The 22,963-nt window shown below is 67.0% G+C and carries 23 protein-coding genes, 1 tRNA gene and 1 riboswitch; of the genes, 8 read left to right on the top strand and 16 right to left on the bottom strand.

Annotation, left to right across the window (positions count from 1 at the left end):
- Window positions 1–2 precede the first annotated feature (2 nt).
- The 4 genes from B9N75_RS12225 to B9N75_RS12210 form a co-directional block, all read right to left on the bottom strand.
- Window positions 3–986, bottom strand: a complete 984-nt coding sequence (locus B9N75_RS12225) for a DNA polymerase III subunit delta' (RefSeq protein WP_085219044.1) — start codon at window positions 984–986, stop codon at window positions 3–5.
- Window positions 983–1,624: a dTMP kinase gene (gene tmk, locus B9N75_RS12220; protein ID WP_085219043.1), complete on the bottom strand. Its 642-nt coding sequence runs from the start codon at window positions 1,622–1,624 to the stop codon at window positions 983–985. The genes B9N75_RS12225 and tmk overlap by 4 nt, the downstream gene beginning before the upstream one ends.
- A 1-nt stretch (window position 1,625) precedes the next feature.
- Entirely contained in the window at window positions 1,626–2,792 is a 1,167-nt protein-coding gene (locus B9N75_RS12215) for a D-alanyl-D-alanine carboxypeptidase family protein (RefSeq protein ID WP_085219657.1), read from the bottom strand.
- An 81-nt stretch (window positions 2,793–2,873) separates the two neighbouring features.
- A complete protein-coding gene (locus tag B9N75_RS12210; RefSeq protein ID WP_085219042.1) occupies window positions 2,874–3,905 on the bottom strand; it encodes a lytic murein transglycosylase in 1,032 nt (343 codons plus the stop codon).
- A gap of 113 nt (window positions 3,906–4,018) precedes the next feature.
- On the opposite strand from B9N75_RS12210, the gene B9N75_RS12205 reads away from it, so the two are divergent.
- From B9N75_RS12205 to B9N75_RS12190, 4 genes are all read left to right on the top strand, one after another.
- Window positions 4,019–4,108, top strand: a tRNA-Ser gene (locus tag B9N75_RS12205).
- Between the two features lie 52 nt (window positions 4,109–4,160).
- The gene (locus tag B9N75_RS12200) at window positions 4,161–5,657 is read left to right on the top strand and encodes a tetratricopeptide repeat protein (protein WP_157123823.1); all 1,497 of its coding nucleotides are present in this window, start codon (window positions 4,161–4,163) and stop codon (window positions 5,655–5,657) included.
- A gap of 76 nt (window positions 5,658–5,733) precedes the next feature.
- Window positions 5,734–6,924 carry an acyl-CoA dehydrogenase gene (locus tag B9N75_RS12195; RefSeq protein ID WP_085219040.1) on the top strand — a complete coding sequence of 397 codons (1,191 nt, stop codon included), beginning with the start codon at window positions 5,734–5,736 and terminating at the stop codon, window positions 6,922–6,924.
- Entirely contained in the window at window positions 6,924–8,045 is a 1,122-nt protein-coding gene (locus B9N75_RS12190) for a CaiB/BaiF CoA transferase family protein (RefSeq protein WP_085219039.1), read from the top strand. The genes B9N75_RS12195 and B9N75_RS12190 overlap by 1 nt, the downstream gene beginning before the upstream one ends.
- A 66-nt stretch (window positions 8,046–8,111) precedes the next feature.
- Here B9N75_RS12190 and B9N75_RS12185 read toward each other — a convergent pair whose 3' ends face one another.
- From B9N75_RS12185 to rpmE, 3 genes are all read right to left on the bottom strand, one after another.
- Window positions 8,112–8,381 (bottom strand): GlsB/YeaQ/YmgE family stress response membrane protein, encoded by a 270-nt coding sequence (locus B9N75_RS12185; protein ID WP_085219038.1) that lies wholly within the window; start codon window positions 8,379–8,381, stop codon window positions 8,112–8,114.
- A 102-nt stretch (window positions 8,382–8,483) separates the two neighbouring features.
- Window positions 8,484–9,026: a GNAT family N-acetyltransferase gene (locus B9N75_RS12180; protein WP_085219037.1), complete on the bottom strand. Its 543-nt coding sequence runs from the start codon at window positions 9,024–9,026 to the stop codon at window positions 8,484–8,486.
- 3 nt (window positions 9,027–9,029) lie between these two features.
- Window positions 9,030–9,257: a 50S ribosomal protein L31 gene (gene rpmE / locus B9N75_RS12175; RefSeq protein ID WP_085219036.1), complete on the bottom strand. Its 228-nt coding sequence runs from the start codon at window positions 9,255–9,257 to the stop codon at window positions 9,030–9,032.
- Between the two features lie 102 nt (window positions 9,258–9,359).
- Window positions 9,360–9,559: riboswitch (cobalamin riboswitch) on the top strand.
- 79 nt (window positions 9,560–9,638) lie between these two features.
- On the opposite strand from rpmE, the gene B9N75_RS12170 reads away from it, so the two are divergent.
- Genes B9N75_RS12170 through B9N75_RS12155 form a run of 4 tightly spaced genes read left to right on the top strand, consistent with a single transcriptional unit; the run spans window position 9,639 to window position 13,924 of the window.
- Window positions 9,639–11,516, top strand: coding sequence for a TonB-dependent receptor plug domain-containing protein (locus B9N75_RS12170; RefSeq protein ID WP_172840883.1), 1,878 nt, complete (start codon window positions 9,639–9,641; stop codon window positions 11,514–11,516).
- Complete coding sequence (locus tag B9N75_RS12165) at window positions 11,485–12,270, top strand: ABC transporter substrate-binding protein (RefSeq protein ID WP_172840882.1); 786 nt, start codon at window positions 11,485–11,487, stop codon at window positions 12,268–12,270. The genes B9N75_RS12170 and B9N75_RS12165 overlap by 32 nt, the downstream gene beginning before the upstream one ends.
- Window positions 12,267–13,235: a FecCD family ABC transporter permease gene (locus B9N75_RS12160; protein WP_085219033.1), complete on the top strand. Its 969-nt coding sequence runs from the start codon at window positions 12,267–12,269 to the stop codon at window positions 13,233–13,235. Before B9N75_RS12165 ends, B9N75_RS12160 begins: the two co-directional genes overlap by 4 nt.
- Entirely contained in the window at window positions 13,232–13,924 is a 693-nt protein-coding gene (locus B9N75_RS12155) for an ABC transporter ATP-binding protein (RefSeq protein WP_085219032.1), read from the top strand. Before B9N75_RS12160 ends, B9N75_RS12155 begins: the two co-directional genes overlap by 4 nt.
- Here the strand turns inward: B9N75_RS12155 and fabZ are convergent.
- The 9 genes from fabZ to pyrH form a co-directional block, all read right to left on the bottom strand.
- Entirely contained in the window at window positions 13,921–14,358 is a 438-nt protein-coding gene (gene fabZ, locus B9N75_RS12150; RefSeq protein ID WP_244552346.1) for a 3-hydroxyacyl-ACP dehydratase FabZ, read from the bottom strand. The two genes, B9N75_RS12155 and fabZ, sit on opposite strands and share 4 nt — an antisense overlap.
- A gap of 53 nt (window positions 14,359–14,411) precedes the next feature.
- Window positions 14,412–15,008, bottom strand: coding sequence for an OmpH family outer membrane protein (locus B9N75_RS12145; protein WP_085219030.1), 597 nt, complete (start codon window positions 15,006–15,008; stop codon window positions 14,412–14,414).
- Window positions 15,008–17,668 carry an outer membrane protein assembly factor BamA gene (bamA, locus tag B9N75_RS12140; RefSeq protein ID WP_085219029.1) on the bottom strand — a complete coding sequence of 887 codons (2,661 nt, stop codon included), beginning with the start codon at window positions 17,666–17,668 and terminating at the stop codon, window positions 15,008–15,010. The genes B9N75_RS12145 and bamA overlap by 1 nt, the downstream gene beginning before the upstream one ends.
- A 140-nt stretch (window positions 17,669–17,808) precedes the next feature.
- Window positions 17,809–18,945 carry an RIP metalloprotease RseP gene (gene rseP / locus B9N75_RS12135; protein WP_085219028.1) on the bottom strand — a complete coding sequence of 379 codons (1,137 nt, stop codon included), beginning with the start codon at window positions 18,943–18,945 and terminating at the stop codon, window positions 17,809–17,811.
- Window positions 18,942–20,099, bottom strand: a complete 1,158-nt coding sequence (locus B9N75_RS12130) for a 1-deoxy-D-xylulose-5-phosphate reductoisomerase (RefSeq protein WP_085219027.1) — start codon at window positions 20,097–20,099, stop codon at window positions 18,942–18,944. Before B9N75_RS12130 ends, rseP begins: the two co-directional genes overlap by 4 nt.
- Window positions 20,096–20,926 carry a phosphatidate cytidylyltransferase gene (locus B9N75_RS12125; protein ID WP_085219026.1) on the bottom strand — a complete coding sequence of 277 codons (831 nt, stop codon included), beginning with the start codon at window positions 20,924–20,926 and terminating at the stop codon, window positions 20,096–20,098. The genes B9N75_RS12130 and B9N75_RS12125 overlap by 4 nt, the downstream gene beginning before the upstream one ends.
- Window positions 20,923–21,657 (bottom strand): isoprenyl transferase, encoded by a 735-nt coding sequence (locus B9N75_RS12120; RefSeq protein WP_085219025.1) that lies wholly within the window; start codon window positions 21,655–21,657, stop codon window positions 20,923–20,925. Before B9N75_RS12120 ends, B9N75_RS12125 begins: the two co-directional genes overlap by 4 nt.
- Entirely contained in the window at window positions 21,654–22,211 is a 558-nt protein-coding gene (gene frr, locus B9N75_RS12115) for a ribosome recycling factor (RefSeq protein WP_085219024.1), read from the bottom strand. Before frr ends, B9N75_RS12120 begins: the two co-directional genes overlap by 4 nt.
- 3 nt (window positions 22,212–22,214) lie before the next feature.
- On the bottom strand, window positions 22,215–22,934 hold the full coding sequence (pyrH, locus tag B9N75_RS12110; RefSeq protein ID WP_085219655.1) for a UMP kinase: 720 nt from the start codon (window positions 22,932–22,934) through the stop codon (window positions 22,215–22,217).
- Window positions 22,935–22,963: the final 29 nt, after the last annotated feature.

Below are 22,963 nucleotides of genomic sequence, written 5' to 3'. Positions count from 1 at the left end.
CGTCAGGCTGCTCTTCGGGCTGGGGCGAGCGCCGCCAGCATTCCGGCCAGCTCGAAGACGGTGCTCTCGGGATCGAGCGAGAGGCGCGTCGCGCTCCCGGCCAGGTCGCGCGCCCTTTCCCACAAGCCGAGCGCCTCGGCAAGCGCCGGCCCACGCCGCGCGCGCGCTGCGGTGGCGATCAGCGAGGGGAGCCGCGCCAGCAGAGCCTCGTACCGCGCCTGTGCCGCCTTGCCGGAAAGGCTGCGTGCCAGAGCCGATCGTTGTGCATTGGTGCGATCGCCGCTCGACGCGATCTCCAGCATCGCACGATCGAGCGCGGCGATGTCGAGCCCCTGAAACGCGATTGCGGTGCCCGGCCGCCCCTGCCCTGCGGCGCGCAATTCCGCGATTTCATGGTCGTCGGCTTCCGGAAGCGCCGCACGAAGCGCCGCCGTCATGGCGTGATCGTCCAGCGGCTTCAGCCGCAGCACGCGGCAGCGCGAGCGGATCGTCGGCAGCAGCCGCTCGGGCGCATGGCTGACGAGCAGGAACAAGCTGTGTGGTGGCGGCTCCTCTAGATTCTTGAGCAGCGCGTTAGCGCCTTCGCGTTGGAGATCGTCGACCGAGTCGATCACCACCGTCCGCCATAACGACTGCGATCCGCTGCGCGCGAACAGCCGTTGCAGCCGGCGCACCTGATCGACGGAAATGCTGCGCGCCAGATCGGCGCCGCTGTCCTTCACCAGCCGCTCCAGCCGGACATGATCGGGATGGCTGCCCGCGGCGACAAGCCGTGCGGAGGCGTGATCGTCGGGCACGTCGATGCCGGGCGTCGCCGCAGCGAGCCCGGCGCCTTCGGCGAGTACGCGCAGCGCCGCCTTGTCGGCGAATGTCGCCTTGCCGATCCCTTCCGGGCCGGTGATCAGCCAGGCGTGGTGCAAGCGCCCGCCCGCAAGCGCATCGCGGAAAGCGGCAACCGCCTCGTCATGGCCGAACAGCGGCGTCACCGATCGAGGTCCGCTATGGCCGCGAGCAGCCTTCGGGTCACCTCTCCGGGCGTGCCGAGCGCGTCGACGCGGCGCACACGCTGCGGCTCCGCCTCGGCGATCCGCGCGAAGGCATCGGCGACGGCGCGGTGGAATGCGGCATCCTTGCCGCCGATCCGGTCGGCGCCCGCGGCATCGCGTCTCGCAAGCCGCTCCATCGTCTCGACCTCGGGCAACGTCAGCAGGAGTGTCCGGTCCGGCAGCAGACCGTCCGAGCCGATCGCATGGAGCCGACGTATGGCGTTCGGACCGATCCCGCCCGCGCCGCCCTGGTAGGCAAGCGAACTGTCGAGGAAGCGATCGCACACCACCCATGCGCCGCGCTCCAGTGCAGGGCGGATCGTCCGCTCGACATGATCGGCGCGGGCCGCGGCGAACAGCAAGGCCTCGCTGCGCGCCGACCAGCGATCATCCGCCCCCTCCAGCAGCAGCTTGCGGATCGCTTCCGCGCCAGGACTGCCGCCGGGCTCGCGTGTCTCGATGACGTCATGGCCTCGCGCGCGGAGTGCCTCTGCCAGAGCGCGGGCCTGGGTGGATTTGCCGACGCCCTCGCCGCCTTCGAGCGTGATGAACCGCCCGCGTGCGGCCGGCCCGCCCACCTCAGGCGAAGAGCGAGGCGAGGCCCGCCCGGATCCGGCCGAAGAAACCCGCCTCGTCCACCGCCGCCGCTGCGACTAGCGGCATCGTCTGCGGCGGGGTGTCGCCCGTCGTGACGACCAGGTTGGCGATATGCTGTCCCTTCTTGATCGGCGCCTTGATGGGGCCGTCGTAAACGACCTTCACCCGCATCGCGCCGGCAGTGCCCGCAGGGAGCGTCACCGCGAGATCGCGCGGCGCGACGAGGCCGACTTCGCCCGCGTCACCCAATTGCACCTTGGCCTTGCCCACTTCCTTGCCGGCGGCGAACAGCGGCTTCGACTGCCACGCGCGGAAGCCCCAGTTCATGAAATTGGTCGATTCGCCGATCCGCTGGTTGAAGCTGGTCAGCCCCGCCATCACCATAACCAGACGGCGGCCGTCCTGGATGGCCGATCCGGTGAAGCCATAACCCGCCTCCTGCGTGTGGCCGGTCTTGAGCCCGTCGGCGCCCGCGACCTTGCCGAGGATCGGGTTGCGATTGCCCTGGGTGATCGGCTGGTTGGAGCCGAGCGTCTTGCCCCAGGTGAATTCGTTCTGCTGGTAGAATTCCTTGTAGAGCGCCGGGAAATTCTCGATCGTTGCGGTCGCCAGCGTGCCGAGGTCCCGCGCGGTCGTATAGGTCACACCTCCATCCGGCCAGCCGACCGGATTGCCGAAGTGGCTGTTCGCCATGCCGAGCCGCTTGGCCTGCGCGTTCATCAGCGCGACGAACGCAGGCTCGGTGCCCGCGATACATTCCGCCAGCACCACCGATGCGTCGTTGCCCGAGAGCGTGACGATGCCGTGCAGCAGGTTGCGGACGCTGACCTGCTCGCCGGGCGAGAGGAACATCGTCGAGCCGGCTTGCGGCCCGTGCCATTGCTGCCAGGTCTCCGGCCGCACGGTGCACATCTTGTCGAGGCTGAGCTCGCCCTTCTTGATTAGATCGAAGGCGACATCGACGGTCATGATCTTCGCCATCGAGGCCGGCGGCATGCGCCGGTCCGCATCCTTGGCGTAGAGCACCGCGCCCGACGACAGATCCTTGATGTAGGCGACGGGCGCGGGCGTCTCGAACGGCGGCGCAGCGGCCGAGGCAGGCAGCGTCAGCGCGGTAGCGATGAAGAGCGAAATCAGCGACTTGCGCATCATGATTGAAACATATCCTTGCAACGATAGGCGGCGGTCAGGCCGCATCTTAACGGCTCGATTCAGCCGCCGCCAGTAGCGTCAGCGGCGCACCGCATCGGCGAGAAGTCCGACTGAAAGCGCGTAGAAGTTCGAGCAATTGTAATCGAGGATGGTACGGTAGTTGGTGGTCAGCAGATATGCCGGCTGGCCGGGGCCGTCGGGCTCGAGCAGGCTCACCATCTCGCTGTCGGGCAGGCCAGCGCCGGAGATGCCCATGCGGCGGAACTCGCCGACCGTCATCCAGCGGCTGTGACGCTCATGGACGCGGCCACAGCGCGGCGCCTGGAGCCGATTGGCGAGTTGGCTGCGATCGATGCCCGCGGGCACGCGCACCTCGATGCCCCAGGGGACATTGGGCTTCCATCCGGCATTGGAGAGATAATTGGCGATCGACGCCAGCGCATCGTCCTGGCTGTTCCAGATGTCGATCTTGCCGTCGCCGTCGCCGTCGACCGCGAGCCGCAGATAGACCGACGGCAGGAACTGCGGATAGCCAGTGGCGCCCGCCCAGCTTCCCTTGAGCTGGCTGCGCGGCACACCCCGGTCGATCATCTTCAATGCGGCGACGAACTCGCTGGAGAAGAGATCGCGGCGTCGGCCTTCATAGGACAGGCTGGCGAGTGAGTTGAGCAGATCGAAATCGCCCGTGACCGCGCCGTAACTCGTCTCGTGCCCCCAGATCGCCATCACGATCGAAGGTGGAACGCCGTAGCGCCGCTCGATCGCGCGGAGGTTGGCGAGGTGTCCGTCGAAGCGCGATCGGCCGCGGCTGATCAACGCCGCATTGACGTGCCGCGCTTTGTAGGGCGCGAACGGTGGGATCGCGCTGTAGCCGGCCGTTCCGCCCGGCTGCGCTCGGTCGAGCTCGATGGTGCGCGGGCTGAACTGCAGCGAGGCGAAGGCACTTGCCAAGGTCCGCTGGCTGACGCCCTCGCGCTCCGCCTGCGCGCGTAGCTGCGGCAGATAGGCGCGGAACCCCTCCTCGGTATAGACCTGCGCCTGCACGGCGCTCCCGGCCGCGGGCGCAAAGCACAGCGCGGCGGCGATGGTGACGGCTTTCCAGATACGCATGACCCTCCCCTTCCCTGCTTTCGCCTTATGACGCAAGCGCCGAGGCGGTGCAGCCGGTTCCGCCGCGCCGCTTGCACGGGTGGTCGCGGGCGGGATAAGGCGGCGCCGTTCGGGGAAGAGTGGCCGAGTGGTTTAAGGCAGCGGTCTTGAAAACCGCCGTGGGTTCACGCTCACCGTGGGTTCGAATCCCACCTCTTCCGCCAGACCTTTTCATCGCGCCTGAAATCGGACACAACCCTTTGCAACGGAGGGGTTATGTCTGGTTTAAAGGGGGTGCTGGGGGCGGCGCTTATGTTGGCGGCCATCCCCGCGGATGCGGCGTGGCGGCGGGCCGAGACGGCGAACTTCATTCTCTACGGCGACATGTCGGAGAAGCAGATCGCGGAGCGGGCCCGGGCGCTGGAAGATTTCGACGCGCTGCTGCGGATGCTGACCGGCATTTCGTCGGGGCCGCCCGCCAACCGGCTGCCGGTCTATTTCGCGCCGGACAATAGCAAGATGCAGATCATCCGCCCTGTCCCGGGAATTGTTGCGGGCTTCTATTCCGCCACGCCGGACGGGATCGCGGCGTTCGTGGACCGGACGACCGATCGCTATCGCATCTTCCGGAACGACACCCTGTTCCACGAATATGTCCATCATTTCATGCTGCAATATTTTCCAGCCGGTTACCCCAAATGGTACGTCGAGGGGTTTGCGGAATATCTGATGACCGTCGATTTCCGCGACGGCGAGGTGGACATCGGCCGCTACAATGCGGAGCGCGCGCTGTGGCTGCTCAATCAGCGCGACTGGCTGCCGTTCGAGCATATGATGTTCGGCAGCGACCGGAAGGCGCGGGCGGACGACGCCATGCGGCTCTATGCGCAAAGTTGGCTGCTGGTTCACTATCTGATGAACGACGATGCCCGGCGCGCGGCGACGCCGAAATATATGACGGCGCTGGCCAAGGGCGAGGATGGCCGCAAGGCGTTCGCAGAGATATTCGGGTTTCCATCGTCCGAACTCGACGCGAGGCTGCGCACTTATGCCAAGGCGGGCATCGCTTACCGACGCCTCGTCTGGCAGAGCCGCGCCGAGGCCAAGGTCGCGACGCCGACGCTAGCCATCGGCGATTATCCGCTGCTCCAGGCGGCGATGCGCTCCGCCGTTCCCGAAAAGCAGCAGGCGGCGCTGCGCGGCCGGGTCAAACGCGCGGTCGGCAAGCGGGAGGACGAGCTGTCGCTCCGGCTGCTCGCCCAGGCCGAAGCCTTGTACGGTGACGGCACCGACGCGGACCGGCTGCTCGACCGCCTGCTCGCGGTCCGCGCCGAGGATGCCGAGTTGCTATATCTGAAGGGCATGCGCCATCTCCGCGCGGGGCGGCAGGACGAAGCCGCGCGTAAGGCTGAGTATGCAAAAGCGCGGACCTGGTTCGCACGGGCGCACAAGGCGGACGGGAATCATTTCCCGACGCTCTACCGCTACGCCGAAGCGCTGTCCCTCGAGCCCGATTATGCCTCGGTGAATACGCGCAACATCCTGATGCTGGCGCACAGCCTGGCGCCGCAGGTGACGGAAATTGGGTTGCAGGCCGCGCAACTCCTGATGCTCCGCGGCGAGTTCCGGGCGGCCGAGGGCGTGCTCGCGCCGATCGCCGCCAGCACCCATCATCCCAAGGGATCGGCGGCCGCGCTGGCGCTCATGGAGACGGCGCGCGCGGGGCAGAAGCCGGAGGAATTGCTCGGCTTCGGCTTCGCCGCCGACGAGTAGACATTCCCCGCCTGATGACGCAGAGGAGGCGCGGCCTTTTTCGTGGCCGTTTCCCGTCGCCTTCGCAGAGGACAGAATGACCGAACCCCGCATCACTTCCTTCGACTGGGCCGATCCGTTCGGGCTCGATGCGCAGCTCACCGACGAGGAGCGGATGGTCCGCGACACGGCCGAAGGCTATGCGCAGGAGAAGCTGCAACCGCGGGTGACCAAGGCCTATCTCAACGAGGATTTCGACCGCGAGATCATGAATGAGCTCGGCGCGCTAGGCCTCATCGGCGCGACGATCGCGCCGGAATATGGCGGCGCCGGGCTCGGCTACGTTTCCTACGGCCTGATTGCCCGCGCGGTGGAGCGGGTCGACAGCGGCTACCGATCGGCGATGTCGGTTCAGTCGAGCCTCGTGATGCACCCGATCAACGCCTATGGGACCGAGGAGCAGCGCAAGAAATATCTTCCCAAGCTCGCAAGCGGCGAATGGGTCGGCTGCTTCGGCCTAACCGAGCCGGACGCGGGCTCCGATCCGGGATCGATGCGCACCCGCGCGCAGAAGATCGACGGCGGCTACCGCCTTTCGGGCGCCAAGATGTGGATCACCAACTCGCCGATCGCCGACGTCTTCGTGGTGTGGGCGAAGTCCGAGGCGCATGACGGCAAGATCAAGGGCTTCGTGCTCGAAAAGGGCATGAAGGGCCTGACCGCGCCGAAGGTGAAGGAGAAGCTCTCGCTCCGCGCCTCGATCACCGGCGAGATCGTGATGGACGGGGTGGAGATTCCCGAGGAAAATCTGCTTCCCAATGTCGAGGGGCTGAAGGGCCCGTTCGGCTGCCTCAACCGGGCGCGCTACGGCATCGCCTGGGGCTCGATGGGCGCGGCGGAGGCCTGCTTCCACGCCGCGCGGCTCTACACGCTCGATCGCAAGCAGTTCGGTCGCCCGCTCGCCGCGACCCAGCTCGTCCAGATGAAGCTCGCCAACATGCTCACCGACATCTCGCTCGGCCTGCAGGCGGCGCTGCGCGTCGGCCGGCGGATGGACGAAGGCGTGCTGATTCCCGAGACGATCAGCCTCATCAAGCGCAACAATTGCGGCAAGGCGCTGGATATCGCCCGCATCGCCCGCGACATGCACGGCGGCAACGGCATCAGCGCCGAATTCCAGGTGATGCGCCATGCCGCGAACCTCGAGACGGTGAACACTTATGAGGGCACGCACGACGTCCATGGCCTGATCCTCGGCCGCGCGATCACCGGGATCGCGGCCTTCTAGTGGACAAGCCGCTTGCCGGGCTGAAGGTGCTCGAGCTCGCGCGCATCCTCGCGGGGCCGTGGGCGGGGCAGCTTCTGGCCGATCTCGGCGCCGAGGTGATCAAGGTCGAGCGGCCAGGCGCGGGCGACGATACGCGCCATTGGGGTCCGCCGTTCGTTACCGGCCCCGAAGGCGAGCCGCGAGACGCAGCCTATTTCCACGCCTGCAACCGCGGCAAGAAATCGATCACGGTCGATATGGACAGCGAGAGCGGCCAGGCGCAGATCCGCGCGCTGGCAGCATCGTCCGACGTGCTGATCGAGAATTTCAAGGTCGGCGGGCTGGCCAAATACGGGCTCGACCATGCCGCGCTGGCAGCCATCAACCCCGGCCTCGTCTATTGCTCGATCACCGGTTTCGGCCAGACCGGGCCCTATGCCAATCGTGCCGGTTACGATTTCATCATCCAGGGCATGGGCGGCGCGATGTCGCTGACCGGTGAGCCGGACGGCGCGCCGCAGAAAGCCGGCGTCGCTTATGCCGACATTTTCACCGGCCTCTATTCCACCGTCGCGATCCTCGCGGCGCTGCGCGAGCGCGACCGCACCGGCAAAGGCGCGCATATCGACATGGCACTGCTCGACTGCCAGGTCGCGGTGCTCGCCAATCAGGCGCTGAACTGGATGACCTCGGGCAAGGTGCCGGGCCGGATGGGCAACGGCCACGCCAACCTGGTTCCCTATCAGGCGTTTCCGACGTCGGACGGCGAAGTGATCATCGCCGTCGGCAATGATCGGCAATTCCAGCGGCTGTGCGCGATCTTGGGGCTCGCGGGCCTGGCAGATGACGATCGCTATCGCGCCAATGCGGGGCGCGTCGCCAACCGTGTCGAACTTATCGCCACGCTGGAAGCCGCGACGCGGCGGTTCGGGCGGATCGCGCTGTCGGAGAAGCTGGAGCGCGCCGGTATCCCGGCCGGCCCGATCAATCCGGTGGACGCGGTGTTCGCCGATCCACAGGTGGTGGCGCGCGGGATGCAGCTTCCCGCCCCCCTCCCCGGCCTCGCTTCGCCGATCGTGATCGACGGCAAACGGCAGGTGGCCGATCGGCGCAGCCCGCGGCTGGGCGAAGACGATCGTTAGATAAGCGAAAGCCCCGGACGCATTGCTGCATCCGGGGCCGATACGCCTACTGATCGTGGCGGGTGCTTAGCGCACGCTGCCGCGACGGAAGAGATTGACGATCGCGAGCAGGATCACCGCACCCAGGAACGCAACGAGCAGCGTGCGGACGTCGAGCGCACCGCTCATGATGTTGCCACCGCCGAGCAGCGGCCCGAGCAGGAAGCTGCCGAGCAGCGAACCGACAATGCCGACAACCACGTTGAGGATGATGCCCTGCTGGGCGTCGGTGCGCATCACGATGCTGGCAAGCCAGCCGATGACACCGCCGATGATCAAAGCGAGAATCAGGCCCATTATACTTCCTCCTCTACCATTCGTTCGGCCGACAAACTCCTTCGGCCGTGGATGAGGCAGAGACGCGTCAGGCGGGCGATTTGTTCCTCACCCTCAACGATTTTAGGCGACGAGCCATTTTCTGTGAAAAATCAACGTCGGCGCGGACCTGTATTCGCCCGCGGCAAAGCGCCGGAAACCGGCGCGATCGGCAACGCGGATCGAGGCCGCATTCTCGGGCGCGATGATGCAGGCAGTCAGCGGCGCCTTGAGTATTTCGTCCGCCCATTGCAGCGCGGCGGCAACCGCCTCGCCCGCATAGCCGCGTCCGTGGCTCCAAACGTCAAGCACCCAACCCATTTCGGGGATGCCGTCGATCGACGGTTCGATCGCGCGGTGGAAATCGGCGAAACCGACGTCACCGACGAAGCGTCCGCTTACCCGCTCGGTCACCGCCCAATAGCCGTAGCCGAGCAGCGACCAGAGGCCGTGGGCGCGGAGGATACGCGCCCAGGTCTCTTCGCGGGTCGACGGCTTGCCGCCGACGTAGCGCACGACCTCCTCATTCCCCCACATTGCGGCGGAGGCATCGAGATCGCCGGCTTCGGGCGCGCGCAGGATCAGGCGTTCGGTCGCAAGGACCGGAACGCCGTTCCCGCCGCCCAACGCTTATTTCTTGCCGAGGCTGAGACCGCCGAAGCGCTTGTTAAAGCGCGCGACCTGACCGCCCTTTTCGACCAGGCGGGTGCCGCCGGTCCACGCCGGGTGGACCTTGGGATCGATGTCGAGCTGCAGCGTGTCGCCCTCGCTGCCCCAGGTGGAGCGCGTCTCGAACACGGTGCCGTCGGTCATCTGCACCTTGATCATGTGATAGTCGGGGTGGGTATCGGCCTTCATGTCGCAAATTCCTGATGTGGCGGCTGGTTTCCGACCAGCCTGAAAAGGAGGCCGCGCCTTAGCGTCCGTCCCCCGAGTTGACAAGCCTGAACCCCCAGCCTAGCGGGCGACCCAGGCGAAGGTGCCGCCCGAAACGGCGGTGAAAAGGGAAGCCGGTGGAATACCGGCGCTGTGCCCGCAACTGTAAGCGGTGAGCCCCTCCCCTCTATGCCACCGGCGCAGCCGATTTCGGCGGCACCGGCAAGGCGGGGAACGGGCGGTGATCCGCGAGCCAGGAGACCTGCCCTCGCCGGTCGTCCATGCCCGGCCGGGACCAGCCGTACGCATGTGGAGAGGCGTGCCTTTCCTCCGAGACGACCCGTGTGTCGTCTTATGGAGGAAATGATGTCTCTGCTCTTGTTACTCGCGGCCAACGCCGCATCCGCCGAAATTCTCGTCACCGCTTCGCTGACCCCGGTCGATGAGGCGAACAGCCCTGCCAGCGCCACCGTGATCGACGCCCGCCGCGTCGATGCGCTGGGCGAAGCGCAGACCATCGATCTGCTCCGGCTCGTCCCCGGCGTGTCGGTCGCGCAGACCGGCGCGCGCGGCAGCCAGGCGCAGGTCCGCATCCGCGGCGCCGAGGCGAACCACAGCCTGCTGTTCATCGACGGCATCCGCTTTACCGATCCCGCCGCGGGCAATGAGGCGCGGTTCGAGACGCTGACCGCCGATGGTATCGGTCGGATCGAGGTGGTGCGCGGGCCGCAATCGGCCTTGTGGGGTTCCGAAGCGATCGGCGGCGTCATCGCGCTGGAGACGCCCGATGCGGCGCCCGGCCTCAGCATCTCGGGCCTCGGCGAATATGGCAGCCGCGACAGTCTGCGTCTCGCTGGTACGGTCGCAGCGGGCGGCGAGCGCGGGGGTGCGACCCTCACCGTATCGCGGCAGGAAAGCGACGGCATCGACATCCTCGGCGGCGGCGGCGGCGACCGCGATGGCTACGGCAACACGACCATCGGCCTCAAGGGTGTCGCGCGGCCCGCGGAGAATGCCGAATTCGGCGTCGCGGCGCGCTATGTCGATGCCTATGCGGAGTTCGACGGCACCGACCCGCTGACTTTCCTCCGCGCCGACACCGACGATAATTCGACGACCAGGACGGGCGCAGTGCGCGTCTGGGCGACGCTGGGCACCGATCCCGGCACGCCGTGGCGCTTCACGGTCGATGGCCAGTATCTCGGCAGCGCCAACCGCAATTTCGATGGCGATGTGCCACTCAACCGCAGCTTCGGCGACCGGTTCGCGGTCTCCGGCAAGCTCGAGCGGCGGCTCGATCTCGGCGGCACCCGCCACAGCCTCATCGCGCTCGTCGAGCGCGAGGACGAGAGCTTCAAGGCGCGCGACCAGGAGTTCGGCGGCTTCACCGATCAGGACCGGACGCGCGGCCGCACCGCCTTCGTCGGCGAATGGCGCGCCGACTGGGGCGACGTGCTGACCACCGACCTCGCGGTGCGCCATGACGACTTCAACCGCTTCGCCGACGAGACGACGTTCCGCGCCGGTGCGCTTGCGCGGCTGGGCGGCGGCTTCGCGATCGCCGGTTCCTATGGAGAGGGTATCGCGCAGCCGACCTTCTTCGATCTCTATGGCTTCTTCCCCGGCAGCTTCGTCGGCAATCCGGACCTGATCCCGGAACGATCGCGCGAGTTCGAGCTGGGCCTGCGCTGGCAGAGCGAGCGCGCGGCGCTGTCGGTGACCGCCTTCGATGCGCGGCTGCGCGACGAGATCGTCGGCACGTTCGATTCGACGACCTTCCTGTCGTCGGCGGCGAATGCCACCGGGATCAGCAAGCGCCGGGGCGTCGAGCTGGCAGGCGCACTCACTCCAATCGACGGATTGCGGCTGAGCGCGAACTACACCTGGCTCGACGCAAAGGATCAGCAGGTCGCCGGCACGCCGCGCCTGCGCGAGGTGCGTCGTCCCCGGCACAGCGCCAATGCGGCGTTCGACTATGAGGCCGGTCCCCTGACCCTGGGTGGGTCGGTCGCGTATGTCGGCAAGCGGCGCGACACCGATTTCGACCTGTTCCCGGCCGCGACGGTCATGCTGGGCGACTATGCGCTGGTCGGCTTCCGCGCCGCCTATCGCCTCACGTCGGCGATCGAGGCCTTCGGGCGGATCGAGAATGCGTTCGATGCCGACTATCAGGATGTCGTCGGCTATGCGACGCCGGGACGTGCGGTTCATGCGGGCCTTCGTCTTCGCTTCGGCGCTTAGCCTGGCCTTCGGTGCGGAGGTTGGCGCGGCGCCGCAGCGCGTGGCGTCGCTCAACCTCTGCACCGACGAGCTGCTGCTGATGATCGCCGCGCCGGAGCAGATCGCGTCGGTGACGCACCTGTCGCAAAGCAAGGCGGAATCGCCGCTCTGGCGGCAGGCGGCGCGCTTCCGCCGCAACGACGGCAGCTTGCTCTCGGTCGCACCCCTGAAGCCCGATCTGGTGCTGACGATGGGCGGCGGCGCGCGCGATCGCGTCCGCATCGCCGAGACGCTGGGCATCCCGACGCTCGATCTCGGCTATCCGGGCAGCATGGCCGACATAGAAACGAGCATCCGCCGCGTCGCCAAGGCGCTGGGCCGCGAACCGCAAGGCAAGCGCCTCCTTGCGCGGATCGCGATGCTCAAAGCCAGTACACCGCAACGGCAGCCGGACACGATCTGGCTTGGCGGCGGCGGACGATCGGTCGGCGCGAACAGTTTGGCAAGCGAATGGATGGCGCTGGCTGGCTTCCGCCAACGCGCGCTTCCGAGCGATCGCGTGACGCTGGAACAGCTCATCAGCAAGCCGCCGGAAGTTCTGCTGCGCAGCGACTATCGTGCCGGCGAATATTCGGGCGAGCAGCGCTGGCTGAACCACCCGCTTGCGCGCAAGGCGGGCGGCGCGCGCGTGATCCCGACCGACGGACGGCGCTGGACCTGCATGGGGCCCGCGATGATCGCCGAGGTCGAACGGTTGCGGAAGGTGGCGCGATGAGCCGGCGTGTTTCCGTCGTCCTTCTGGCCACGCTCACGGCGCTGGCGTTGCTCTCGCTCGCTCTTCCGGCCTCGCCGCTGATCGGGCTTCATGCCGAGAATGCCGGTCTGGCCGCCGCCGTCCTCACCGAACTCCGCCTGCCGCGCACGATGCTTGCCCTGGTTTACGGAGCTACATTGGGGGCATCGGGTGCGGCGGTGCAGGCGCTGTTCGCCAATCCCCTCGCCTCGCCCGATCTCACCGGCACGACAAGCGGCGCCGCGCTCGGCGCGGTCATCACGGCTTACCTGTTCGGGTTCACCGCTCCGCTCGCGCTTTCGGGCGGGGCGATGGGCGGCGCACTCGGCGCGTTGCTGTTGCTGATCCTGCTCGCAGGCCCGCGCGCCGAAACCGCGACGCTGCTCCTGTCCGGCCTCGCCATCAGCGCGCTCGCGGGTGCGCTCACTATTCTCGCCTTGGCGCTCGCGCCCTCGCCGTTCGCTTTCTACGACGCCTATGACTGGCTGATGGGATCGATGGTCGATCGCAGCCAGAAACAGCTCGCCTTCGCTGCCATCCCGGCGGGGCTGACGCTTGCGCTGCTGGTCCGGGTCGCGCCACAGCTCGACGCGCTCACCTTGGGTGAAGAGGTGGCGCAATCGATGGGTTACGACATCGGCAAGCTGCGGCTCAAGGTCGTCTGCCTCACCGCGCTTGGCGTCGGCGGCTGCGTCGCGGTGTGCGGCGCGATCGGCTTCGTCGGGCTCGTCGCGCCCATCTTCGCACGGCGGCTGACCGGGGGACATCCCGGGCGCGCTATCCTGCCGGCGGCCGCGATCGGCGGCGCGCTGCTCATCGCCGCCGATCTCGTCGTGCGCCTAGCGCCGCTGGGTCGGACGCTTCCCGTCGGCGTCGTCACTGCGCTCCTTGGCGCGCCCTTCTTCCTTTGGCTCGTCGCCCATATGCGCTGGAGCCTCAGCCGGTGAGCGAATTGCTAGACGCCCGCGACATCGCCCTGCCCGGCCGTTTGGCGCCGTCGTCGCTGATGCTGGCAGCAGGCGAGCGGGTCGCGCTCGTCGGGCCGAACGGCAGCGGCAAGACCAGCCTGCTCCACGCCATCGCCGGGGTCGGCAAGCCAGACGGCAGCGTCCGGATCGAAGGCACAGACCCTGCCGCCGTCGGCAAGGCCGAACGGGCGCGGCTGCTGTCCTACCTCCCGGCCGGGCGGGACATACGATGGCCATTGCTGGCGCGCGACGTGATCGCTTTGGGCGGGGCGGCGGCGGACATCTCCGATCTCGTCGCCGCGCTCGATCTCGCCCCGCTGCTCGACCGCCGCATCGATCGGCTGTCGACCGGAGAACGCAGCCGCGTGCTGATCGCCCGCGCGCTTGCCAGCCGCCCCCGCCTGCTTCTCCTCGACGAGCCGATCGCGAACCTCGATCCGCTCTGGCAGATTCGTGTGTTCGATCTCCTGCGGACGATGACGGGCCAAGCCATTTTGATGGCCATTCACGATCTCGATCAGGCGCAGGTCTTCGCGACGCGAATGCTGGTGATGCAAGACGGCGGGATCGCAGCCGATAGCGCGCCGTCCGACATCATGGCCGGCCCGGCGATACGCGACATTTTCAGGATCGAGCGTCGCGACGGCGCCTGGGTCGCGGCGGTTTAGGCCGGCGGGTCGGCGATCATCGCCGTGAAATTGGCCTGCGCGGCGAGCTTGCCGTCGACAAAGGCTTTCCCGGCGAATTTGCAGACGGTCGCGCGCTTCTGCACGAACGCGACTTCAAGGCGGAGCAAGCAGCCCGGCTCGACCGGCGTGCGGAACTTCGCCTCGTCGATCGCCATGAAATAGACGAGCTTGCCCGAACCGGCGAGGCCGAGGCTTTCGACCGCGAGAACGCCGGCGGCCTGCGCCAGCGCCTCCACGATCAACACGCCCGGCATGATCGGGCGGCCGGGGAAATGCCCCTGGAAGAACTCCTCGTTCATCGTCACCGCCTTGATCGCGGCGATCGACTGATCGACGATCAAGCTTTCGACCCGATCGACAAGGAGCATGGGGTAGCGGTGCGGCAGCGCGGCCATCACCCGGCGGACATCCATCGGACCTAGGGCCCGCGTCTCGCCGGCTCCGGCCGCGCTGCCGCCCTCGCTCATCAGCGGCCCTGCGGCTGCTGCTGGGCCTGCGGCTGCGCTTGCTGCGGCAGCGGCGTGACGCTGACGCTCGGGAGCTGCTGGTTGAGCTGCGCCAGCACGTCGTTGGTGACGTCGAGCGACGGCGAAGCGGCGAGCGTCGCGCCCTTGTCGACGACGATCGCGGCGCCGCGGCTCTGCATTACCTGGTTGACGATCGGCGTCAAGCGCGCGTTGATCTGCTGCGCGACATGCGCCTGCGTCGAGCGGAAGGTCTGCTCGCTGCGGGCGATCTCCTGGTTCGCGCTGTTCTGCTTGGTCTGCAGAGCCTGCACACGCTGCTGCAACGCGGCGTCGGGCGCCTTACCGTTCAGCGCACGCGCCGCGGTCTCGATCGACTGCGCTTCGGTCTGCAGCGGAGCCCCAAGCGCCTGCGAGCGCTGCTGCAGCGACTGGAGCTGGGTCTGAAGCTGGGTCTGCGCCGCCTTGCAGGCGGTGCATTCGGAGAAAACGCGGCCGATATCGACGACTGCGACGACGGCCGGATTGAGGCGCTGCGCCGGCGCGGCGGCCGGAAGCGCAAGCGCGGCGAGCGCCGCGCCGATCACGAATTTGTTCATCAGAAAGCGGTCCCTACGTTGAAGGTGAACAGTTTGGTGTCGTCCCCCGGCTGCTTAAGCAACGCGCGGGCTATATCGATCCTGAACGGACCGAACGGCGAGTTCCAGTTGACGCCGAAGCCGATCGACAGGCGCGGGCTGGGCGAATTGCCAAGAAACTGCTCGTCGAACGCCGGAATGGTGTTGGCGACGAGCCGGCTGCCGGTGGCGCAAACGATGCCCGGAATGTTCGGGATGCCCTCGACCGTTCCGTCCGGGAACAGACACTGGAGCTGGCCGGCCGAATTGAGGATCGGGATGACCAGATCTTCGAGGATGCCGTCGCCGTTGACGTCCGGGAAATTGGCGGTCGGCAGCGGGCGGGTGATGCCCCACAGCGCACCGATGTCGGCAAAGATCGACGGACGGAGGCCAAGCTCCTTGCCGGTCGCACCCAGCGGCAGCTCCAGTTCTGCGCGTGCGCGGTAATAATAGCGGCCGCCGAGCGCGTCGTCGGCGATCAGGCCGTCGCGGCCCGGGATCGGCACGCCATTCTCGTCGAAACGGCGGCGCTGGACGCGCGGGCCGACGCCGCGGATGTCGAAGCCGCGCAGATCCGGCTCGCCGAGGAAGAAGCGGTCGGTCAGGCGCACCTTGTCGATGCCCGGCCCGCGGCTGTCTTCGAAGCTGACGATGTGGCCGCCTTCACCGCTCACCGAGAAGATGAAGCCGCTTTCGGTGATCGGCCAATATTTGGCGGCGTTGAGACGGGTGCGCAGATATTTGGTCTCGCCGCCCAGGCCCGCGAAATCCTGGCTCAGCACGGCGCGCTCGCCGCGCGTCGGACGGACGCGGTTGTCGAGCGTGTCGTACAGCAGCGAATAGCCGATCGAGGAGGTGATGCGATTGCCGATCGCGTCGCAGAGATAGCGTCCGGCGAGCAACGGGTCGCAGGCCAGCGGCAGCGGTCCGTTCGGCCCGTCGGGATCGGTAAAGAAAGTGTCGCGATCGAGCGTGATCTGGTCGTAGTTCAGGCCGTAGCGAAGCGCGAGCGACAGATATTCGCCCAGCGGCACGCCGGCGCGGAGCTGACCGCCGGTCTGGGTCTGCTTATACGTAGTGTTGCGGCGGTTATTGATGAAGTTGAAGCTGGAATAGTCGCGGCGGTAGACGTCGACGCCCGCAGCGATATTCTTGTCGAAAATGTAAGGCTCGGTGAAACCCAGCTCGATCGACTTCGAATAGGTCGAATAATTGACCCCGGCGCGGACTTCCTGGCCTTTGCCCATGAAGTTGCGCTGGCGCACCGACAGGTTGACCAAGAACCGCTCGAGGCTCGAGAAACCGGCGGAGACCTGAAGCTCGCCGGTGGCGCGCTCTTCGAGATTGGTCTGCAGTACGACACGATCCGGCGACGAACCCGGAAGCTGCTGGATTTCCAGGTTGTCCTGGAAGAAACCAAGCGACTGGATGCGGTCGCGCGAGCGCTTGACGCGGATGCTGTTGAACGGATCGCCTTCCGCCAGGCGAAATTCGCGGCGGATCACCTTGTCGCGGGTATTAGTGTTGCCGTTGATATCGACGCGCTCGACATAAACGCGCGGCGCTTCCTGCAACTTGAACGTCACCGACATGGTGAGCGCTTCCTGGTCGCGATCGAACTCGGGCGAGGCCTGCGCGAACGCATAACCGAAGACGCCCGCCGATTCGGTCAGGCTGGTGACCGTGTCCTCAACCTTCTTGGCGTCGTACCAATCGCCTTGCTTCATCGACAGGTTCCGGGTGAGCGCCTCGCCGCTGAAGTCGCGGATGTCGCTCTCGACCTTCACGTCGCCGAATTTGTAGCGCTTCCCTTCCTCGACCACGTAGGTGATGATGAAGTCGCGCCGGTCGGGCGTCAGCTCGGCGACGGCCGAGATCACGCGGAAATCGGCATAGCCCTGCGTCAGGTAGAACTGCCTGAGCTTCTGCTGGTCGAACGCCAGGCGATCAGGATCGTAGGTATCGTTCGAGCTGAAGAAAGTGGTGAGGCGCGCCTGCTTGGTAGCCATCTCGTCGCGCAGGCGGCCGTCGGAGAAGGCCTCGTTGCCGAGCACGTTGATCTGACGGACCTTCGATTTCGGTCCCTCGTCGATCTCGAACACAACGTCGACGCGGTTCTGATCGAGCTGGACGGTCTTCGGCTCGATGCTGGCGGCGAAGCGGCCCTGCCGGCGATAGAGCTCGATGATCCGCGCGACATCCGCGCGGACCTTGGAACGGGTGAAGATCTGGCGCGGCGAAAGGCGGATTTCCGGCTGAATCTTATCGCTCTTCAGCCGCTTGTTGCCTTCGAGCACGATGCGGTTGACGACGGGGTTCTCGCGCACCTCGATGGTAAGCGCGCCCTGATCGTCGCGGATCTGCACGTCGGCGAACAGCTCGGTCGCGTAAAGATCGCGCAGCGCCTCGTCGAGCCGCTCGCGCGTATAGGGCTCACCCAGGCGCAGTGCGGTGTAGGAGAGCACCGTCTCCGCCTCGAGCCGCTGGTTGCCCGAGACCGCAAGGCCCCGGATCGTGCCCGCGCCGGGCTGGACCACCGGTGGCACGGCGACCGGCGTCGCGGTGGTTGCGGCAGGCGCCTGCGCGGCCGGCGCCGCTTGCTGCGCGAGCGCAGGCGTGCCGCCCAGGATTGTCCCCATGAGGAGCGCCGAGCACAGGCGCGGCCTGTTCGAAATTGCCTTGAATGACGTCACGCGTTCCCGCCCTTATGAAACCTGGCCGGGCTCCCTGTGGCCCGGCAGCGTTCCCCTGCCCTGGCCGCAGCCCTGCCCCAACATGGTCAACCGATCAACCCGCCAAGCTGTCTCCACACTCCCAAAGACGACAAGTCGTTGAGGGTGACGAAAATCATCAGAGCCAGAAGAGCGGCGAGCCCGGTGCGAAACGCCCATTCCTGCGCCTCCGGCTTCAAGGGTTTCCGCCGCACCGCCTCGATCGTGTAGAAGAGAAGATGCCCACCGTCGAGCAGCGGGATTGGCAAGAGGTTGATGAATCCCAGATTAATCGAGATCAGCGCCATGAACTCGATGAGATTGAGCCAGCCGAGACTCGCCTGCTGACCCGAGATCTGCGCCATCTTCACTGGTCCGGCCATTTCCTTGACCGATCGCTGCCCGGTGATGATCTGCCAAATCGCGGTGACCATCGTGTCGAGCGTGTCCGCAGTATGGCGGAACGAGGCCACGACGGTTTCGATGGGCCCGAGCGAGATGAATTGCGGCGCGCCCGGCGCAATACCGAGCAGGCCGATCTTGGCCTCGTTGCCGAACCGGTCTCTCATCACGTGGCTGGCGGGCGTGCCGGTCAGTTCGATCCGGCGCTCCTCGCGCTGGACGAGGAAGGTCAGCGGCTGGCCGGGGCGCAGGCTGACATAGGTGCGGATGTCCTCGAACCGCTCGACGCGGCTGCCCTGGATCGCGACGATGCGATCGCCTGGCTCAAAACCGGCCGCAGCGGCGGCGCTGTTTTCCTGGATACCGGCGATCACCGGCGGCGTGCGCGGCTCGCCGAAGCTCCCGAACAGCGCGATGTAGATGAGGATAGCAAAGACAAAGTTGATCGCAGGCCCCGCAGCGACGATCAGGAAACGCTGCCAGACTGGCTTGGCCTGGAACGTCTTGTTGCGCTCTTCGGCGGGGAGAGCGAGCCAATCCGCAGTGGGTTGGCTCGCAGGGTTCATATCGCCTTTGAAGCGGACATAGCCGCCGAGCGGGAGCCAGCCGATCTTCCAGCGCGTGCCGCGTTTGTCGGTCCAGCCCGCAATCTCGCGGCCGAAGCCAATCGAAAACGTCTCGGCGTGGACGCCGAAATAGCGGCCGACGAGGAAGTGGCCCATCTCGTGGACGAAGACGAGCGGCCCGATTACGAGCAGGAAGCTCAGCACGGTGAGCAGGAAGCCGGGGCCTTCCAGGGTCAATGCATCTGCCTTTGCACGATTTCTTGGGCGATCCGGCGCGAATCCCGATCGATCGATAGCACATCGTCGATCGATCCGGGTGCTGCGGGATCGAGCTGGTCGAGCGTTTGCCGCGCTATTGTGGCGATATCAAGGAAGCCGATCGCGCCATCGAGGAAAGCCGCGACCGCAATCTCATTGGCCGCGTTGAGGATAGCCGGCCGCGCACCGCCCGCTGCCAGCGCTTCCCGCGCCAGCGCCAGCGCAGGAAAACGCTCCATATCGGGGGTTTCGAAGTCGAGCCGGCCGATGCGCGCGAGATCGAGCCGCTCGCACGGCGTCTCCATCCGCTCCGGCCAGGCGAGCGTGTGCGCGATGGGGATGCGCATGTCCGGCGCGCCGAGTTGGGCGAGGACCGACCCGTCGACATATTCGACGAGGCTGTGGATCACCGATTGCGGGTGGACGACGACATCGAGCTGACCGGCATCGACCGGGAACAGGTGGAACGCCTCGATCAGTTCGAGCCCCTTGTTCATCAACGTCGCCGAATCGACCGAGATCTTGGCACCCATCGACCAATTGGGGTGCGCGACGGCCTCGGCCGGGGTCATGCCGCGCATTTCCTCCAGCGTCCGCGTGCGGAACGGGCCACCGCTCGCCGTCAGCGTGATCCGGCGAACCGATTGTGGAGCAGCCCCCGCAAGGCATTGGAAGATCGCGTTATGCTCCGAATCCACTGGCAGCAGCGTCGCGCCATGCGCCGACGCGGCCTGCGTCATGACGTCACCCGCGGAGACCAAAGCCTCCTTGTTTGCCAGCGCGACCGTTTTGCCGCCTTCGAGCGCGCGCATCACGGGTTTGAGCCCGGCCGTGCCGACGATTGCCGCCATCGTCCAGTCGGCGCCCGCGGCGGCCGCGTCGCAGACCGCATCATGACCGGCGGCGGCTTCGACTCCGCTCCCGGCCAGGGCTTCGCGCAGGCCGTCCAGCAGCGCCGGATCGGCGATCACCGCGGTCTTCGCGCCAGTGCGCCGCGCGACATCGGCGAGGCCCGCGACATCCTTGGCCGCGGTCAGCGCCAGCACCTCGAGCCGGTCGCGGTTGCGCTCGATGAGGTCGAGCGTCGAGCGGCCGATCGACCCCGTCGCACCGAGGATGGTGACGCTTCTCACGCCGCCCAGAGACCGGCCATCAGCATGAACAGAGTGGCCAGCACCACCGGCAGCAGGCCGTCGAGCCGGTCGAGCGCGCCGCCATGGCCGGGGAGAATCGTACCGCTGTCCTTCACCCCGGCGCGGCGCTTCATCCAGCTCTCATAGAGATCGCCGCCCTGCGCGATCGCGCCCATCGCCGCGCCGACGTAGAGGAACGGCGCGCCCATCTCGAAGAAATCGGCTGCTGCCCATCCGATCACGGCGGCACCGAGCATGCCGCCGCCGAGACCTGCCCAGGTCTTGTTCGGGCTCAGCCGCGGGGCGAGCTTCGGCCCGCCGATCGACCGGCCGGCGAAATAAGCGAAGATATCAGTCGCCCAGGTAACGAGTAGCACCCAGAAGGTGATCGCGACCCAGGTCCAGTCGAGCACGATGAGCGCGAACGAGGGCAAGGCGATGTACAGGAAGCCGCCCGCCATCATGACGCGGCGGGTGAAGAGCCCAGCGAGCAGCGCGGCGGCAAGTGCCGCACCGAACCCCGTCCACACCGGCAGGAAGCTCGCGGCGGCGACCGTTTCGTCCATTTCCCCAGCCGGGTAGAGCCGTTCGGGCACCACGATCAGGAACAAGGCCATCAGCACCGCCGCGACCGCCGATTTGCGGCGCGAGACGCGGTGCATGTCACCCCACTCGATCATCATCACCGCCGCCGCGGTGACGACCAGCAGCCGGAACGGCCAGCCGCCGAACCAGACGGCCGCAACCGCGACTGCGATCATCGCGACGCCCATGGCGAAGCGGACCGGCAGATCGGAGGCCGGAATCGGCGTTTCGGCTTCGCTCATAAGCCGCCGAAACGGCGTTCGCGGCCGGCGAAATCGGCGAGCGCAGCGCGCAGCGCTTCACCGTCGAAGTCGGGCCACAGGGTGTCGGTGAACAGCAGCTCGGCATAAGCCGCCTGCCAGAGCAGGAAATTGGACAACCGGTGCTCGCCAGACGTGCGGATGAGAAGATCGAGCGGCGGCAGATCGGCGGTGTCGAGCGCGCGGTCGATCGCGGCTTCGTCGATCGCCTCGGGCACCATCGCTTCGCTCGCGAGACGCTGAACCGCGCGGACGATTTCCGCACGCGATCCGTAGTTGAGCGCCACGCACAGCGTCATGCGGCTGTTGCCGGCGGTGCGGGCGACGGCGGTATCAACCAGCTTGGCGACATCCGGCGCGAAAGCCGAGTGATCGCCTATCACCTTGATCCTGATACCTTCGCGATGAAGCGCTTCGAGCTCGTTCTTGATGTAAAGTCTGAGCAAACCCATGAGATCATTGATCTCGGCCTCGGGCCGACGCCAGTTCTCGGAGGAGAAGGCGTAGAGCGTCAGGCACTCGACGCCCGCCTCGCCGGCCGCGCGCAGCACCTTGCGCGCCGCTTCGGCGCCCGCGCGATGCCCGGCGACGCGCGGCAGCCCGCGCGCCTTTGCCCAGCGGCCGTTGCCATCCATGATGATCGCGACATGGCGCGGCACCGCGCCGCCTCCACTGGCGGGCGGCGGCTCGGCGCTGGCCGGGCTCGCGCTCACTGCTGGAGGATTTCCTTTTCCTTGGAGCCAGCCGCCGCGTCGATATCCTTGATCGTATCGTCGGTCAGCTTCTGCACCTCGGTGTCGAGCCTCTTGTGCTCGTCCTCGCTGATTTCCTTCTTCTTCTCGTCGGTCTTCAGCGCGTCCATGCCATCGCGGCGGACGTTGCGGACGGCGATGCGCGCCTTTTCGGCATATTGACCGGCGAGCTTGGCGAGCTCCTTGCGGCGGTCCTCGGTCAGATCCGGGATCGGCAGGCGGATATTCTGCCCCTCGCTGATCGGGTTGAGGCCGAGCCCCGCCGAGCGGATCGCCTTTTCCACCGCATTGACGTTGGATCGGTCCCACACCTGCACCGACAGCATGCGCGGCTCGGGCACCGAGACGGTCGCGACCTGGTTGAGCGGCATGTTGGCGCCATAGACCTCGACGGTCACCGGATCGAGCAGAGCCGTGGAAGCACGGCCGGTGCGCAGGCCCGCGAGATCGTGCTTCAACGCGTCGACCGCACCGCTCATGCGGCGCTGCAGATCGGACTTGTCATAGGCTGGCATCGCTCACTCCTCGTTCGATACGATCGTCGCGGTGCCTTCGCCGCCGAGCACCTGGGCAAGGTTGCCCTGCTCGCGGATGTTGAAGACGACGATCGGGATATTGTTGTCGCGGCAGAGCGCGATCGCGGTCGCGTCCATCACCTTCAAGTCGTCGGCGAGGACGCGGTTAAAGCCGACGCTCTCGTAGCGGCGCGCATCGGGCACCTTCTTGGGGTCCGCATCGTAGACGCCGTCGACCGACGTGCCCTTGAACAGAGCGTCGCAGCCCATCTCGGCGGCGCGGAGCGCGGCGGCGGTGTCGGTGGTGAAGAAGGGATTGCCGGTGCCGGCGGCGAAGATCACCACCCGCCCCTTCTCCATGTGGCGCACGGCGCGGCGGCGGATATAGGGCTCGGACACCGTCGCCATCGGGATCGCCGACTGGACGCGGGTATCGACGCCGATCTTCTCGAGCGCATTCTGCATGGCCAGCGCGTTCATCACCGTCGCGAGCATGCCCATATAATCGGCACTCGCGCGATCGAAGCCCTTGGCGGCGCCGGCGAGCCCGCGGAAGATGTTGCCGCCGCCGACGACCAGGCAGAGCTCGTGCCCCGCCTTCGCGTCCTTGATCTCCTGCGCGACGCGGGCGACCGTATCGGGATCGATGCCGAACTGCCCCGGCCCCATCAGCACCTCTCCCGAAAGCTTCAGGAGGATGCGGTTGAAGCGTGGGCGCGGCATGAGGCGTGCGGTTCCGATCTGGCGATGAG

Source organism: Allosphingosinicella indica (assembly GCF_900177405.1).
Classification (GTDB): domain Bacteria; phylum Pseudomonadota; class Alphaproteobacteria; order Sphingomonadales; family Sphingomonadaceae; genus Allosphingosinicella; species Allosphingosinicella indica.
Note: the sequence above shows the minus strand (reverse complement) of the source record. Positions and strands in the feature narration are given on the sequence as shown.

Bases quoted from the DNA above. Each gene is read 5' to 3' on its own strand.
- B9N75_RS12195 (WP_085219040.1), top strand. From the start codon at position 5,734: ATGACCGAACCCCGCATCACTTCCTTCGACTGGGCCGATCCGTTCGGG.
- frr (WP_085219024.1), bottom strand. From the start codon at position 22,211: ATGCCAGCCTATGACAAGTCCGATCTGCAGCGCCGCATGAGCGGTGCG.
- B9N75_RS12170 (WP_172840883.1), top strand. From the start codon at position 9,639: ATGATGTCTCTGCTCTTGTTACTCGCGGCCAACGCCGCATCCGCCGAA.
- B9N75_RS12145 (WP_085219030.1), bottom strand. From the start codon at position 15,008: ATGAACAAATTCGTGATCGGCGCGGCGCTCGCCGCGCTTGCGCTTCCG.
- B9N75_RS12215 (WP_085219657.1), bottom strand. From the start codon at position 2,792: ATGCGCAAGTCGCTGATTTCGCTCTTCATCGCTACCGCGCTGACGCTG.
- B9N75_RS12200 (WP_157123823.1), top strand. From the start codon at position 4,161: ATGTCTGGTTTAAAGGGGGTGCTGGGGGCGGCGCTTATGTTGGCGGCC.
- B9N75_RS12185 (WP_085219038.1), bottom strand. From the start codon at position 8,381: ATGGGCCTGATTCTCGCTTTGATCATCGGCGGTGTCATCGGCTGGCTT.
- B9N75_RS12160 (WP_085219033.1), top strand. From the start codon at position 12,267: ATGAGCCGGCGTGTTTCCGTCGTCCTTCTGGCCACGCTCACGGCGCTG.
- bamA (WP_085219029.1), bottom strand. From the start codon at position 17,668: ATGGGGACAATCCTGGGCGGCACGCCTGCGCTCGCGCAGCAAGCGGCG.
- fabZ (WP_244552346.1), bottom strand. From the start codon at position 14,358: ATGGATGTCCGCCGGGTGATGGCCGCGCTGCCGCACCGCTACCCCATG.
- B9N75_RS12125 (WP_085219026.1), bottom strand. From the start codon at position 20,926: ATGAGCGAAGCCGAAACGCCGATTCCGGCCTCCGATCTGCCGGTCCGC.
- B9N75_RS12210 (WP_085219042.1), bottom strand. From the start codon at position 3,905: ATGCGTATCTGGAAAGCCGTCACCATCGCCGCCGCGCTGTGCTTTGCG.
- B9N75_RS12165 (WP_172840882.1), top strand. From the start codon at position 11,485: ATGCGGGCCTTCGTCTTCGCTTCGGCGCTTAGCCTGGCCTTCGGTGCG.
- pyrH (WP_085219655.1), bottom strand. From the start codon at position 22,934: ATGCCGCGCCCACGCTTCAACCGCATCCTCCTGAAGCTTTCGGGAGAG.
- rpmE (WP_085219036.1), bottom strand. From the start codon at position 9,257: ATGAAGGCCGATACCCACCCCGACTATCACATGATCAAGGTGCAGATG.